Here is a 13,726-nt window from a genome sequence, read left to right on the forward strand (position 1 = left end):
AATCTTTCGAAAACTGAATAATAAAAACGGTTTCTTTCACGTTTGGAGAATGTTTTTGGACCTGGTACAGCTTGAGATTTTCACCGCCGTGGCCGAGCACGGCAGCATCAGCGCAGCCGCCCAGCACATCCACCGCGTGCCGTCGAACCTGACCACGCGGATCAAGCAGCTGGAAGCCGACCTGGGGGTGGAGCTGTTCATTCGTGAAAAGCTGCGCCTGCGCCTCTCGCCGGCCGGCTGGACCTTCCTGGAGTACGCCAAGCGCATCCTGGCCTTGGTGCAGGAGGCCCGACTGACCGTGGCGGGGGAGGAACCCCAGGGGGCGTTCTCGCTGGGCTCGCTGGAAAGTACCGCAGCGGTGCGCATCCCCGCGTTGCTGGCGGCCTACAACCAGCAGTACGCCAAGGTCGAGCTGGACCTCTCCACCGGGCCGTCGGGCACCATGATCGAGGGCGTGCTGTCGGGACGCCTGGCGGCGGCCTTCGTCGACGGCCCGGTGCTGCACCCCTCGCTGGAGGGCGTGCCGGTGTTCGAGGAGGAGATGGTCATCATCGCGCCGCTCAACCATGCGCCGATCCACCGTGGCCAGGACGTCAACGGGCAGAGCATCTATGCGTTCCGGGCCAACTGTTCGTACCGCCATCATTTCGAGCGCTGGTTCACCCAGGATGCCGCCGTGCCGGGCAAGATCTTCGAACTGGAGAGCTACCACGGCATGCTCGCCTGCGTGAGCGCAGGGGCGGGGCTGGCGCTGATGCCACGCAGCATGCTCGAGAGCATGCCGGGGTGCGCCACGGTCAGCGTGTGGCCGATGTCGCAACGTTTTCGCTACCTGCGCACCTGGCTGGTATGGCGCAGCGGCACGGTATCGCGCAGCCTGGCGATGTTCGTGAAACTGCTGGAGGAGCGGGGCGCGGTGCTCCAATAGTGCGGCGTGGCGCCACTGCGGTCTGGCGGTTATCGCACTTTTTGCGTTTTTTCGGCTCTATTCATCGCCAGGCCGCGTCGATCCCCAACGCGGCCCGTGAATCCAGACCCCGGTGCCGATGGTTTATCCGCTTTGCGTTCCACCCCAGCGCGTGCTGCGCCGGCTGTTGCTGGCGGGTACGCTGATGGCCTGCGCCGCTGGCTGTACCCAGCAGCAGGGGCGCGATATCGCCACCCAGCTGGGCAACGGCCGGCCCCAGGAACTGTTCCAGACCAGCGTCGATCGCATGGCCACACTGTCGATGCAGGACAACCTGCAGAGCCTGTACCTGTTGATGAGCAAGCTGTACCTGCGCAACCCCAACCAGTGGCGCGAATCGGGCTTTCTCGATGCTGCCAGTGCCGAGCGGCAGATCCGCCAGGCCATCGAGCAGCGCCAGGCCTTGCCGCAGCTGGGCGAGCGCCGCGACCTGGCGGCACTGAGCTATGCCCTGAGCCCGGAGTTCAGGGGCGATCGCGTTGGCGCGTTCATCTACGCCATCGGCAGCATGCTGGTGACCGCCCATGGCGGGCGTACCGAATTCTTCATCACCGACACCATCGACCCGCAGTTCGTCAGCAACGCAGCGCGCAACATCGAGAAGGCCACCTGGCTGCTGAGCCAGCGCCAGGATGCCAATGGCGTGCTGTTGCTGTTCTCCAACGAAATCTCCGAGGCGGGCAGCAACCTGAGCTTTGCCGTGGAGTTCGGCAAGATCGTCGCGCGCCTGGACCTGCTGACCCAGATGCTCGACGAGCGCTACCGGCGCATCGGCCTGAACTATGCGCAGAGCCTGTTGCTGATGAACTTTCTGCCGGTGCAGTGAGGTGTCTGCCTGGCGCCTTTGGGCGCAGATTCACTGAACCATCGCGGCGTCGCCTGACCTAACGCAATACCATTCGGGAGATGACGCATGCAAAACAACGGTTATATCTGGATCACATTGGCGGTAATCCTGGCCCTGGTGGAACTGTGGGCCATCAAGAGCATCATCGGCAGCAAGAGCAAGGCCGACCGCAAGATGTTGTGGATCGTGCTGGTGGTGTTCGTGCCGCTGGTCGGCCTGATCGTGTGGGGCGTGGCGGGGCCCAAGGCGATCAACAACAACGCGGCCTCTCGCAACGGCTGACTCAACGGCGCAAATTGAGCTTCGGATTGCTGGCTGACATGGCCATTTGACACCCCTCCATTCGCCATCTAGCGTTGAGCGCGAAATTGCGCATTCGCGCAGACCCCACTGGCAAGGAGGCTAGACGGCCATGATCAGCCCGGCATCGATCAAATCCATTCGTGTGCACCCAGGGCTCGGCGTTGCCCGTGTCGGCAACGCCGATGGCGATGAGGAGTACGTACTCGCCGCGCAGGTGCCAGGGGCACTGGCCAGCAGCGCCGACGGGCAATTTCGCGATGCCAGGGGCCAGGTGCGGCGCCAGGCCGTGCGCTTTCGCCTCTATGCCGAACTGCACGACGGCACCGTACAGGAGCTGAGCCTGGACGACGGCGTGCAGATCGAATGGACCGTGGAAGTCGCCAACCTCAAGGCCGGCTGGTACGCCTTCGAAAACGCCATGGACCTGCCTGGCCAGTACGCCATCGCCGAAAAACGACGCAACCCGCTCGTGACCGGTGCGCAGCGCCAGGCCCTGGACATCCGCCCCGGCCCCAGGACCATCAGCGGCCGCCGCCAGCAAGGCAAGCCCTTCCATTTCGACACCGGCACCTTCCACGGCAAACCCGTGTACCTGGGCGAACTGCGCACCGACGAGGCCGGGCGCCTGATCGCCCTCGGCGGGCACGGCCACAGCGCACCGCGGGTGGACAAGACCCCACCGACAACCTTCGCCAACAACGACGACTGGCACGACGACGTGTCGGACGGCCCGGTGTACGCACGGGTGACGTTCAACAACGGCCAGCGCCTGGATGCCGAGCCCGGCTACCTGGTGGTGACGCCCCCCAACTACGCGCCAGGGCTGTTCGGCGTAGTCACCATGGAAGAGGTGGTGCGCGACCTGTTCGTGCGCCAGGGTCAGCTGCCGGCCGAGCCGAGCTGTTCGTTCACCCGCGATATCTGGCCGATCTTCGAGCGCATGACCCACATGCAGTGGACCAACCAGGGCCTGTTCATGCTCAGCGGCCACGGTTCGCCACTCGATACCCAGAACCCCGACGTGGTGGCCCGGCTGGCCGACCCCGGTGAGGCCAGTGCGGACTTTCGGCGCAAGGTCTTCGCGCTGTTTCGCGACCCCGCCAGCACCGCCGAGTTCGCCCCGGCGCTGTTGCCCCTGTACGGCGACTATTACGGCGACTATGACCTCGACCCCCAGCCGCCATCCGCGGTCGGGCTCGCGGTCACCCCGCTGATGTACCAGGCCTTGAGCCAGTGGGTGCAAGGCGAATTCGTCGCCGACTGGCAGGGCGCGCCGGTGCCGGCAGACTTCGACACGCTCGAACCGCGCGCCCAGGCCCAGGCGCTGGACCGCGCCGGCCTGCATGAATGCCTGGGCGGCCCGTTCCACCCGGGCATCGAACTGACCTGGTTCATGCGTGTGCCCAGCGTGTGGCGCAGCCCTTATCGCCTGGCGGTACTGCCCCAGGGGCAGGCGGTGCGCCAGGATTTCGGTGACGAACTCACGCCACAGGTGTGCCTGGCACCCCAGGGCCCGCTGGACGGCGTGGGCCCGGGTTCGCTGACCCGCGCGCTGGGCGTGCCGTGGCAGACCGACGAGGCCTCGTGCCTGTCGGATGCCGAGTACGAGCCCAGTACCTACCTGTCGTTCCCCAGCTACTGGGGGGCCCGCGTGCCCAACCAGGTACTGAGCAGCGAGGCGTGGGAGCGTGTGGGCGCAAGACGCACTACGCCGGCGCAGCAGCTCAAGCACTTTTCCTACCGCGAGGACTGGCTGCGCGACCTGAAGGGCAGCTACTTCACGCGCATCAACCTGATGGTGAGCCACTGGTGGGAGTTGGGCATTCTGCTGGCCCACGACGCCACCCCCGAGGCGACCGCACTGGGGTTGCCGGCGCGGGCCTGGATCGAAAGCGGGCGGCCCGAGCGGGTCACCGGCTCCAATGCCAAGCTCGACCTGCTGGCGGTGATCGAGGCCCTGGATTCGCCGCCACCGTTGCTGGGCGAGACCGAACTGGAGCCACCCAGGCAGAAGGTACGGCCACGTCGTCGGCTGCGCAGGGACGAAATTTGAACCCCGTGCACGACGTGCTGGTGGTGGGCGCCGGGCCGGCCGGCACGGCGCTGGCCATCCGCCTGGCGCAGGCCGGGTTGCAGGTGGGGCTGGTGGAGCGTGAACCCGAGGCTGCGCTGCGCCCCGGCGAGTGCCTGTCCCCCGAGGCGTTGCCTGCACTTGCCGCACTGGGGCACGCCGACCTGCTCGACGACAGCACCGTGGCGCGACGCTGCTGCGGCGTGCAGTCGATCTGGCTGACCAGCGAGCCGGTATTTCGCGACTACTTCTGCGAGCGCGCCGCCCATGGCGCGTTCCTGGAACGACGGGTGTTCGACGCCCGGCTGCGGGAAAGGGCGGCGGCGCTTGGGATCACCCGTGAAGACGACGTGCGGGTGACCCATGCCGATTTTGCCGACGACAGCATTACCCTGGGCGGTCGGCGAGGTGAACACCCCTGGCGCGGGCAGGCACGTTTCGTGGTGGATGCCACCGGCAAGGCCAGTTGCATCGCCCGGCTCGGCGGGGCACGGCGCCAGCGCCTGAGTCGTCAGGTGGCGGTCGCGGCGCGCCTGCCCCGAGGTGGCTCGGAACTGGCCGACACCGAGTGGCTGCTGATCGAGGCCGATGCCCAGGGCTGGTGGTCCGGGGCCACCACCGCCAGCGGCCAGCGTCACCTGGTGCGCTTCTTTCCCGGCGGTGACGGTCAGCGCTCCGCGCCGCAGTTGGCCGAGCAACTGCAGCGCACGCGCCTGATGCAGCGCTATGCAGGTGCCGACGAACTGGCCGCAGCGCAGGTTCAGGTGCTGGATGCCGGCTGCAGTGCACTGCAGCGCTGTGCATCGGCGCACTGGCTGGCGGTGGGCGAGGCGGCCATTGCCTTCGACCCGGTGTCGTCCCAGGGGCTGACCCACGCCCTGGGTGCCACCGACCTGGCTGCCCGCGCCATCCTGGCCAGGTTGCAGCAGGGCCGTCTGGACCTGCTGCACCAGTACGACCGGCACACCCGTATCACCTTGGGGCATTCGCTCAAGGGCCTGGCGCGGCACTACGCGCAGTGCCAGCCGTTGATGGCGGCGGGCTGAGGGCAGGGCGCCGGCGTTCCGGATTGCGGAATAAATTCCTCATCTGCAATACTGGCGCCGAATCCCTTCACTGGAACACCCTCTCCATGACGTATCGCCTGCAGGCTGACGCCGTGACGCTTCGCTACGACCAGCGCACGATCTCCACGGACCTTTCGGTGGCTATCACCGAAGGGTCCTTTACCGTCATCGTCGGCCCCAATGCCTGTGGCAAATCCACCTTGCTGCGGGCCTTGTCGCGCCTGCTGGTGCCTTCGAGCGGCACGGTGCTGCTCGATCAGGTCGATATTCACACGCTCGCGGCCAAGGACGTGGCCCGGCGGCTCGGCCTGCTGCCCCAGAGCGCGGTTGCGCCCGACGGCATCACCGTGGCCGACCTGGTGGCCCGCGGGCGCTACCCGCACCAGTCGTTCCTGCGCCAATGGTCGCAGGCCGACGAACAGGCCGTGACCGCAGCCATGCAGGCGGCGCAGGTCAGCGAGCTGTCCGAGCGCCTGCTGCAGGAGTTGTCCGGCGGCCAGCGCCAGCGGGTATGGATCGCCATGGTGCTGGCGCAGCAGACGCCGGTACTGCTGCTCGACGAGCCCACCACCTACCTCGATATCGCGCACCAGATCGAACTGCTGGAGCTGTTGGCCGAGCTCAATCGCCAGGGCCGCACCATCGTTGCGGTGCTGCATGACCTCAACCAGGCGTGCCGCTATGCCTCGCACCTGATCGCCATGAAGGCCGGCGCCATCGTCGCCCAGGGCGACCCGGCGCGCATCTTCACCGAGGCCCTGGTGCAGGAGGTGTTCGGCGTGGCCTCGATGATCATCGCCGACCCGGTCAGCGGCACGCCGCTGCTGGTGCCCTTGTCGCGCGAGCGGGCGGTGGTGTCAGGCGCCTTGCCACGGCAGGCCGCCGGTTGACTGGTTGACCCGGCTGGCCGCCCGGAACAGCGCATCGCGGTCTTCGGGCGTCTTGAGCTGACCCAGGTCGGTCACCGTGGTCACCACACACACGATCTCGCCCTGGGCGTCGAACACCGGCGCGGCCTGCCCGGTGACATTCGACAGCAGGTGGCTGGTCTTCTCGGCCCAGCGGCTGCTGCGCACCTCGTCCAGCACAGCCTTGGCCGGCGCCGTGCCGCGAAAGTGCGCCGGTTGCAGCTTGCGCGCCGCATCGATGGTGGCCTTGGGCAGGAATGCCTGGAACACCAGCCCGCAGGCGGTGTTGTCGATGGGCAGCACGTCGCCCAGGGCCAGCGGGTTGATCGAGAAGAACGCGCTGCGGTACCAGCGCACCAGCGTCGGGCCACGGTCGGTCCAGATCGCCACGCCGCCGCTGGCCGCATGCTGGTGGGCCAGCGCCTTCATGTGCTGGGCGGCGATCTCCACTGCATCCACCCGCTTGAGCGCACCGATACCGATGCTCAGCGCCGCCGGGCCCAGGTCGTACAGGCTGCTGGCCGGGTCCTGCCTGGCCAGGCCCTCCTTGACCAGACTCTGCAGGTAGCGGTGCGCGGTTGACGCGCCGGTCTGGGTGCGCCGCGCCACTTCCCCCAGGGCCAGTTCGTGCTCGGCGCTGGCCAGCACGTTGAGAAAGCGGGCGGCGATGGCGACGGACTGAATGGTGCCCGAACGTTTTTCGCCCGGCGCGTGCGGGGCGTCATCCGCAGCTGGAATGGTTTTTTTCAACGGGCCTCTCCTCATCGCCGGCTGGCGGCTGGTCCTCATCAGGCATCAAGTGCGCGCCGCTTGTGCGCGGCGTCGGTGCGCATGATACCGACTTTTCCGAGCGCTGGCCGGGCCCCTGGATTTACCACATTGCAGAATGAATTCTCTATTGAGGAATGAAGTGGCCACATGATACCTTTCACACAAACGATTATGATTATCATTTGGAGCGTATCTTGAAGGCCTATTCACCCCTTGAACTCACCTGCGGTTTCAGCGTGCTGACCCTGGCGACCGTGCTCGGCATGGCGCCTGCGATGGCCGATGATGCCGTTGCTGCCCCGAGCAAAGGTGCAGTCACTTTCGAACCGATCATGATCACCGGGGAAAAGCTCGAACGTGACCTGAAGAACACCGCCTCCTCGGTGTCGGTCAAGACTGCCCGCGACATCGAGCGCCAGAACACCGGCAACGCCAGCGTGCATGAAGTGCTCAACGACGTGCCCAACGTGATCTACACCGACTCGGTAGGCGCGCCGATCATCCGCGGCCAGGACACCCAGGGCCCGAACAACGGGCAGAACCAGTTCTGGGGCGGCACCGTGCCACGGGCCACCATCAACCTGGACGGCCACTACCTGAACTACAACGAGATGTTCTTCGGCGCCACCTCGGTGTGGGACGTGGACAGCATCGAGGTGTTCCGCGGCCCGCAGACCACCTCGCAAGGCGCCAACGCCATCGCCGGCGCGATCATCGTCAACACCAAGGACCCGACCTTCACCCCCGAGGCCGCCTATCAGGCCGAGATCGGCAACTACAACGCCAAGCGCACCTCCATCGCGCTGTCCGGGCCGTTGATGGGCACCGACCTGGCCGGGCGCCTGGCAGTGGACTACTCGGCGCGCGATACCTTCATCGACTACACCAACCCCAACTTCCAGAAGGGCAAGACCGACCACGACTTCAGCGCGCTCACCACCCGCGCCAAGCTGCTATGGCTGCCCACCGACATCCAGGGGCTGGAGGCCAAGTTCACCTTCTCGCACAACGAGAGCAACCGCCCCACCCAGGAAGCCGCTTCGGCGCCGTACCACAAGCTCGATCACACCACCACGACCATGCCCAGCTGGGAGCAGAGCACCAACACCAGCGTGCTGGACGTGAGCTACGACTTCGACAACGGCCTCAAGCTGATCAACCAGGCGCAGTATTCGTTGTCCAGCGTGCAGCGCTACACCGGCATCCCGGGGCAGGGCGACGCCGACATCAAGCAGAAGAACCTGTCCAACGAAACCCGCCTGGTGTTCGGTGACCAGCACAGCGTGCTCAGCGGCGCCACCGGCCTCTACGTGGCGCGCACCAGGACCGACGAAACCCTCAACCTGGCCGGGCTGTCGGCGTTCGACGACACCAAGGAAAACCTCGGCCTCTTCGGCGAGCTGAACTACCGCCTGAGCGACCTGTGGACCCTGAGCACGGGCCTGCGCTTCCAGCAGGACCGTATCGAGCGCGACGGCAACTCGGTGCTGGCGCCCACTGCGCTGGACTACCAGAAGACCTTCACCGCCGTGCTGCCCAAGGTATCGCTGGCCTACGCCGCGACCCCGGACTGGACCGTGGGCGCGATGGTCAGCCGCGGCTACAACCCGGGCGGTGTCTCGCTCAACCTGTCGACGCGCCAATGGCAGTACTTCAAGGAAGAGTCGGTGTGGAACTACGAGCTGTTCACCCGCGCCAGCCTGCTCGATGACCGCCTGCGCCTGAGCGGCAACCTGTTCTACATGGACATGAAGGATTCGCAGTACAACATTCCGGTGGTGATCTCCACCGGGATCAGCCAGTCCTACACCATCAATGCCGAGAAGGCCCACGCCTACGGCATGGAACTGAGCGCCGACTACCAGCTGCTCGACAGCCTGACCCTCAAGGCCAGCGCCGGCACCCTGCGCACGCGCATCGACCGCATCACCAGCAACGACAGCTACCAGGCCAACGAGTTTGCCAAGTCGCCCGGCTACACCCTGAGCTTCGGGCCCAGCTGGGACGTGACCGACAAGCTCAACCTGTCGGCCCAGGTGCGGCATATCGACGGCTACTACTCCGACACGGCCAACAACTCGTCCTATTCGGTCGACTCCTACACCCTGACCGATGCCCGCGCCAGCTACCAGTTCACCCCGGCGGTGGAACTGTACGGCTACGTCAAGAACGTGTTCGACGACCGCTCGGCCACCTACCTGCAGCAGAACCGCGGCATCGGCGGCACCGAGGCGAGCATGACCACGCCACGCATGTTCGGCGTGGGCGTCAAGGGCTCGTTCTGAATCAACCCACTGTCAACGGCGGCCCTGGGGCCGCCGTACTCGATCACTTGCACCCGGAGCTTTGATGACCTCGCCCAAGCGACTCCATATCGGCCTTTCACTGGCCCCCACCTGGCTCAGCGGCGACGCCTGGCGGCGCGCCGACAGCAACGTCGAGGGCCTGTTCACCAGTGCCTTCGCCATCGATCTGGCGCAGCGCGCCGAAGCCGCGCACCTGGACTTCGTGTTCCGCCCCGACGTCAGTTGCCTGCCGGTGGAAATGCTCGAAAGCGGCCCTGGCTTCACCAGCCTCGACCCCACCATCCTGCTGGCCGCCGTGGCCCAGCAGACCTCGCACATCGGCCTGGTGTCGACGGTGTCGACCACCTTCTATCCGCCGTATGTGGTGGCGCGCCAGCTGCAATCGCTGAACTGGATCAGCAACGGGCGCGTGGGCTGGAACATCGTCACCGCCTTGCAGGGGCACGAGAACTTCGGCCTTGAGCAGATGCCCGACGCCGACGAGCGCTATGCGCGGGCGGCCGAGTTCACCGAGCTGGTGCACCAGCTGTGGGGCAGCTTCCCGTTCGAGGCGCTGACCATCGACCGTGCCAATGGCTGCTATGCCGACACCACCCAGGTGCGCCCGGTCAACCATGAGGGCACCTACCTCAAGGTCAAGGGCCCGCTGAACCTGCCAGCCTTCCCCGGCACGCGCATTCCGCTGATCCAGGCCGGTGCCTCGGAGTCGGGGCGGGATTTCGCCGCCTCGGTGGCCGACCTGGTGTTCGCACCCACGCCCGACAAGGAAGCGGCGCTTGAACTGCGCCGTGACCTGGGCCGGCGCGCCGAACGCCATGGCCGCTCGGCGCAGGCGATCCGCCTGCTGCCGGGCCTGAGCCTGTACCTGGCCGACACCCGCGAGCAGGCCCGGGCGGTGTTCATGCAGACCCACGGGCGCATGAACCGCGCGCGCAAGCTGGCCTCGATCAAGGAAATGACCGGGCTGGACCTGGCCGACTGGCCCCTCGACCGCCCGGTGACCCGCGCCGACCTGCCGGTGGTTGCGCCGGACGCCTCCAGTCGTACCCACAGCAGCCTGCTGCGCCGGCTGATCGAGCGCGAGTCGCTGAGCATCGACCAACTGCTGCTGCGCCCCGAGGTGATTTCGGCGGCGCACTGGCAGGTTGTCGGCACCGTCGACGATGCCTTCGAGCAGATCGCGGACTGGGCTGCCAGTGGCGCCATCGACGGCTTCATAGCCGCGCCCGGTGGCTCGGTCGAGTCGCTGAACCTGTTTCTCGACCAGTTGATGCCACGCCTGGTGCAGGCCGGCCTTTTCCGCGAGGGCTACAGCGGCTCGACCTTCGCCCACCACCTTGACGAGCAGGGCTAGACGATGAAAAAGACTGTGGTGGCCGTGCTGGCCATCGTCGCTGTGGCCAGCGCCGCCCTGTGGCTGGCCCGGCAGCCCGCCGAGCTTGCGGACGAGGCGCCGACGGCGTCGGCGCAGGCCTCGCCCAAGCGCATCGTGTCCACCTCGCCGAGCGTGACCGGCATCCTGCTGGCCATGGACGCGCCGCTGGTGGCCAGTGCCGCGACCACGCCCAGCCGCATCTCCGATGCCAAGGGCTTCTTCACCCAGTGGGCCGAAGTGGCCGACCAGCGCGGCGTGCAGGTGCTGTACAAGAACCTGGTGTTCGACCTCGAAGCGGTGGTCGGGCAGGCACCCGACCTGCTGGTGGTGTCGGCTACCGGGGCCGACAGTGTGCTGCCCCACCAGGCCGAGCTGCAGGCCCAGGGTATCGACACGGTGGTGGTCAACTACGCCAACCACAGCTGGCAGGAGCTGGCGCGCCAACTGGGGCAGGCCAGCGGCCTGCAGGCGCAGGCCGAGGCGGCCATCGAGCGCTTCGACGCCTACGCCGCGCAGGTTGCAGCGCGCATCACGCCACCTGCCGGCGCGGTCAGCGTGGTGGGTTACAACCTGGGTGGCAGCTATTCGGTAGCGCGCCTGGACAGCCCCCATGCGCAGCTGCTGGCAGCTCTCGGGTTCGCGGTGGCCGGCTTGCCGCAAGGGTTGCAAGGGCAGGTCAAGCGCAGCTCCGACGTGGACTTCATCTCCCGTGAAAACCTCTCGGCGGCCATCACCGGCGACACGGTGTTCCTGCTGGGCGGCAGCGACGCCGACGTGCAGGCGTTTCTCGCCGACCCGGTGCTGGCCAACCTGCCGGCAGTGGTGCACAAGCGGGTGTATGCACTGGGGCCCAGTTCGTTTCGCATCGACTACTACTCCGGGCGCGAGATGATCGACGCCGTGGCGCGGGCGTACCGCTGAGCCATGGTGCGATCAAGACGTTTTCAGGGCCTGCTGCTGGGGCTGCTGTTGCTGGTCGTGGCGGTGCTGGCGAGCCTGGTGGTGGGGTCGCGCAGCATCGGCGTGGCCCAGGTGTTCGAGGCGCTGTCGGCCTACGACCGGCTCGATGACCAGCACCTGATCGTGCGCGAACTGCGGGTGCCGCGCACGCTGGTGGCGATACTGGCCGGGCTGGCGCTGGGCCTGGCCGGTGCGATCATGCAGGCGGTCACCCGCAATCCGCTGGCCGAACCGGGCCTGCTGGGCATCAACGCCGGGGCCGGGGTAGGGGTGATCGTCGGTGTGGCCGTGCTGGGTCTGAGCAGCATGAGCGGCTACGTGTGGTGCGCCTTCGTCGGCGCCGGGCTGGCCGGGGTGGCCGTGTTCATGCTGGGCCGTGCCCAGGAGACCGGCACCAACCCGGTGCGCCTGGTGCTGGCCGGCGCCGGTCTGTCGGTGATGCTGGCCTCGGTCACCGGCATCATCATCCTCAATGCGCCGGCGCAGGTGTTCGACCAGTTTCGCCACTGGGCATCGGGGTCGCTGGAAAAGAGCGGCTTCGAGGCGGTGGGGGTGCTGGCGATGGCCGTGGTGCCGGGCGCTGTCACGGTGCTGGCGCTGGCCGGCAGCCTCAATGCCATGGCCCTGGGCAAGGACCTGGGCCTGGCGCTGGGGGTGAACGTGCGCCTCACCTGGCTGCTGGCCTGCCTGGCAGTGATGCTGCTGGCCGGCGCTGCCACCGCCGCTGCCGGGCCGATCGGCTTTGTGGGGCTGGTGGCGCCGCACCTGGCGCGCCTGCTGGTGGGCCCGGACTACCGCTGGATCCTGCCGTACTCGGCACTGTTTGCCGGCGTGCTGCTGTTGGGGGCCGATGTGCTGGGCCGGGTCGTGGCGGCGCCGGCGGAAGTGGCGGCGGGTATCGTCGCGCTGCTGATCGGCGGGCCGTTCTTTATCGCGCTGGTGCGCACATTCCGGTTGAGCAAGCTATGAACACTACCGCTACACGGGTCGTCCGCCTGGCCGCCCTGTCGTTTCGCTGGCAGCCACGGGGGTTGCTGGTGTGTGCCGTGCTGGTGCTGCTGGCCCTGGGGCTGGGGGTGCTGCTGCTGGGCATCGGCACCTTGCCGTTGACGCCGGGCCAGGTGCTGGCCAGCCTGCTGGGGGCAGGGCCGAGCCCGACCACCGAGCGCATCGTGCTGCGCGTGCGCCTGCCGCGGGTGCTCACCGCGTTGTGCGTGGGCGCTGCATTGGGCATGGCCGGCTCGATCTTCCAGTCCATCTCGCGCAACGCGCTGGGTTCGCCCGACATTATCGGCTTTACCACCGGGGCGGCGAGCGGGGCGATCGTGCAGATCATCCTGTTCGATGCCGGCCCGCTGGGGGCGTCGCTGGCGGCGGTGATCGCCGGCGTGGGCACCGCTGCGCTGGTATTCGTGCTGTCGATGAAGGGCCGCACCACCGGCGGCTATCGCCTGGTGCTGGTGGGCATCGGGGTGGGCGCGATGCTCTCGGGGCTCAACACCGTGCTGCTGGTGATGGGCAACCTCGACCAGGCCATGTCGGCGCAGATCTGGCTGGCCGGCTCGCTCAACACCCGCACCTGGTCGCATGTGCTGCCGGCGGCGCTGGGCCTGCTGCTGGTGGTGCCGGTGGCGGTGTACCACGCACGGCGCCTGAACATCCTCGAACTGGGTGACGACAGCGCCGCCCAGTTGGGTGTGGCGGTGGAGCGTACCCGCTTGCTGATGGTGATGGCGGCGGTGGGCCTGACCGCGATCGCCACCGCGGCGGCCGGCCCGATCAGTTTCATCGCCCTGGCCGCGCCGCAGCTGGCACGGCGCCTGACCACCTCGGCGCAGGTGCCGCTGGTGAGCGCAGCGCTGATGGGGGCGGTACTGCTGTTGGCCGCCGACCTGCTCAGCCAGCGTTTTGTGGCCAACCTCAACCTGCCCATCGGCCTGACCACCGGCCTGCTGGGCGGGGTGTACCTGCTGTGGCTGCTGGCGCGCAATCGGCGCGCCTGAAAGGAGGACGACACGTCGCGATTCATCACCTTTACGTAAACGTAACCTTGTGCCACTCTGCCGATCAGGTTGTCGGCGCCTGCGGGTGACGGCCCTGCAAATCTCAAGCACACTCCCTTGAGTTACATTGCCTTAAGTGCACAACGTT

The 13,726-nt window shown here is 67.3% G+C and carries 12 protein-coding genes; 11 read left to right on the forward strand and 1 reads right to left on the reverse strand.

The window, feature by feature from the left end; genetic code table 11:
* Positions 1-55 precede the first annotated feature (55 nt).
* The 6 genes from NJH59_RS08605 (at position 56) to NJH59_RS08630 (ending at position 6,145) form a co-directional block, all read left to right on the forward strand.
* The gene (locus NJH59_RS08605) at positions 56-928 is read left to right on the forward strand and encodes a LysR family transcriptional regulator (protein WP_043861265.1); all 873 of its coding nucleotides are present in this window, start codon (positions 56-58) and stop codon (positions 926-928) included.
* A gap of 118 nt (positions 929-1,046) precedes the next feature.
* Positions 1,047-1,793, forward strand: coding sequence for a hypothetical protein (locus NJH59_RS08610; RefSeq protein ID WP_043861224.1), 747 nt, complete (start codon positions 1,047-1,049; stop codon positions 1,791-1,793).
* An 87-nt stretch (positions 1,794-1,880) separates the two neighbouring features.
* Positions 1,881-2,096 carry a PLD nuclease N-terminal domain-containing protein gene (locus NJH59_RS08615; RefSeq protein ID WP_043861225.1) on the forward strand — a complete coding sequence of 72 codons (216 nt, stop codon included), beginning with the start codon at positions 1,881-1,883 and terminating at the stop codon, positions 2,094-2,096.
* A 130-nt stretch (positions 2,097-2,226) separates the two neighbouring features.
* Complete coding sequence (locus tag NJH59_RS08620; protein ID WP_253086647.1) at positions 2,227-4,170, forward strand: LodA/GoxA family CTQ-dependent oxidase; 1,944 nt, start codon at positions 2,227-2,229, stop codon at positions 4,168-4,170.
* Between the two features lie 5 nt (positions 4,171-4,175).
* Positions 4,176-5,234 (forward strand): NAD(P)/FAD-dependent oxidoreductase, encoded by a 1,059-nt coding sequence (locus NJH59_RS08625; RefSeq protein ID WP_253086705.1) that lies wholly within the window; start codon positions 4,176-4,178, stop codon positions 5,232-5,234.
* An 86-nt stretch (positions 5,235-5,320) separates the two neighbouring features.
* Positions 5,321-6,145, forward strand: coding sequence for an ABC transporter ATP-binding protein (locus NJH59_RS08630; protein ID WP_043861228.1), 825 nt, complete (start codon positions 5,321-5,323; stop codon positions 6,143-6,145).
* Here the strand turns inward: NJH59_RS08630 and NJH59_RS08635 are convergent.
* Positions 6,113-6,913, reverse strand: coding sequence for an IclR family transcriptional regulator (locus tag NJH59_RS08635; RefSeq protein WP_229590123.1), 801 nt, complete (start codon positions 6,911-6,913; stop codon positions 6,113-6,115). The genes NJH59_RS08630 and NJH59_RS08635 overlap by 33 nt on opposite strands.
* A 215-nt stretch (positions 6,914-7,128) precedes the next feature.
* Between NJH59_RS08635 and NJH59_RS08640 the strand changes: the two genes are divergently transcribed.
* From NJH59_RS08640 to NJH59_RS08660, 5 genes are all read left to right on the forward strand, one after another.
* Positions 7,129-9,219, forward strand: coding sequence for a TonB-dependent receptor (locus NJH59_RS08640; protein ID WP_253086648.1), 2,091 nt, complete (start codon positions 7,129-7,131; stop codon positions 9,217-9,219).
* A gap of 64 nt (positions 9,220-9,283) precedes the next feature.
* Positions 9,284-10,594, forward strand: coding sequence for an NtaA/DmoA family FMN-dependent monooxygenase (locus tag NJH59_RS08645; RefSeq protein ID WP_213607423.1), 1,311 nt, complete (start codon positions 9,284-9,286; stop codon positions 10,592-10,594).
* Positions 10,595-10,597: 3 nt separating this feature from the next.
* Positions 10,598-11,536, forward strand: a complete 939-nt coding sequence (fepB, locus tag NJH59_RS08650; protein WP_116053933.1) for a Fe2+-enterobactin ABC transporter substrate-binding protein — start codon at positions 10,598-10,600, stop codon at positions 11,534-11,536.
* Between the two features lie 3 nt (positions 11,537-11,539).
* A complete protein-coding gene (locus tag NJH59_RS08655; protein ID WP_088515046.1) occupies positions 11,540-12,544 on the forward strand; it encodes an iron ABC transporter permease in 1,005 nt (334 codons plus the stop codon).
* Positions 12,541-13,578 carry an iron chelate uptake ABC transporter family permease subunit gene (locus tag NJH59_RS08660; RefSeq protein WP_253086649.1) on the forward strand — a complete coding sequence of 346 codons (1,038 nt, stop codon included), beginning with the start codon at positions 12,541-12,543 and terminating at the stop codon, positions 13,576-13,578. Before NJH59_RS08655 ends, NJH59_RS08660 begins: the two co-directional genes overlap by 4 nt.
* Positions 13,579-13,726: the final 148 nt, after the last annotated feature.

This window comes from Pseudomonas sp. VE 267-6A (assembly GCF_024126555.1).
GTDB classification, from domain to species: Bacteria; Pseudomonadota; Gammaproteobacteria; order Pseudomonadales; family Pseudomonadaceae; genus Aquipseudomonas; species Aquipseudomonas palmensis.

Bases quoted from the DNA above. Each gene is read 5' to 3' on its own strand.
- NJH59_RS08610 (WP_043861224.1), top strand. From the start codon at position 1,047: ATGGTTTATCCGCTTTGCGTTCCACCCCAGCGCGTGCTGCGCCGGCTG.
- NJH59_RS08615 (WP_043861225.1), top strand. From the start codon at position 1,881: ATGCAAAACAACGGTTATATCTGGATCACATTGGCGGTAATCCTGGCC.
- NJH59_RS08620 (WP_253086647.1), top strand. From the start codon at position 2,227: ATGATCAGCCCGGCATCGATCAAATCCATTCGTGTGCACCCAGGGCTC.
- NJH59_RS08630 (WP_043861228.1), top strand. From the start codon at position 5,321: ATGACGTATCGCCTGCAGGCTGACGCCGTGACGCTTCGCTACGACCAG.
- NJH59_RS08645 (WP_213607423.1), top strand. From the start codon at position 9,284: ATGACCTCGCCCAAGCGACTCCATATCGGCCTTTCACTGGCCCCCACC.
- fepB (WP_116053933.1), top strand. From the start codon at position 10,598: ATGAAAAAGACTGTGGTGGCCGTGCTGGCCATCGTCGCTGTGGCCAGC.
- NJH59_RS08655 (WP_088515046.1), top strand. From the start codon at position 11,540: ATGGTGCGATCAAGACGTTTTCAGGGCCTGCTGCTGGGGCTGCTGTTG.
- NJH59_RS08660 (WP_253086649.1), top strand. From the start codon at position 12,541: ATGAACACTACCGCTACACGGGTCGTCCGCCTGGCCGCCCTGTCGTTT.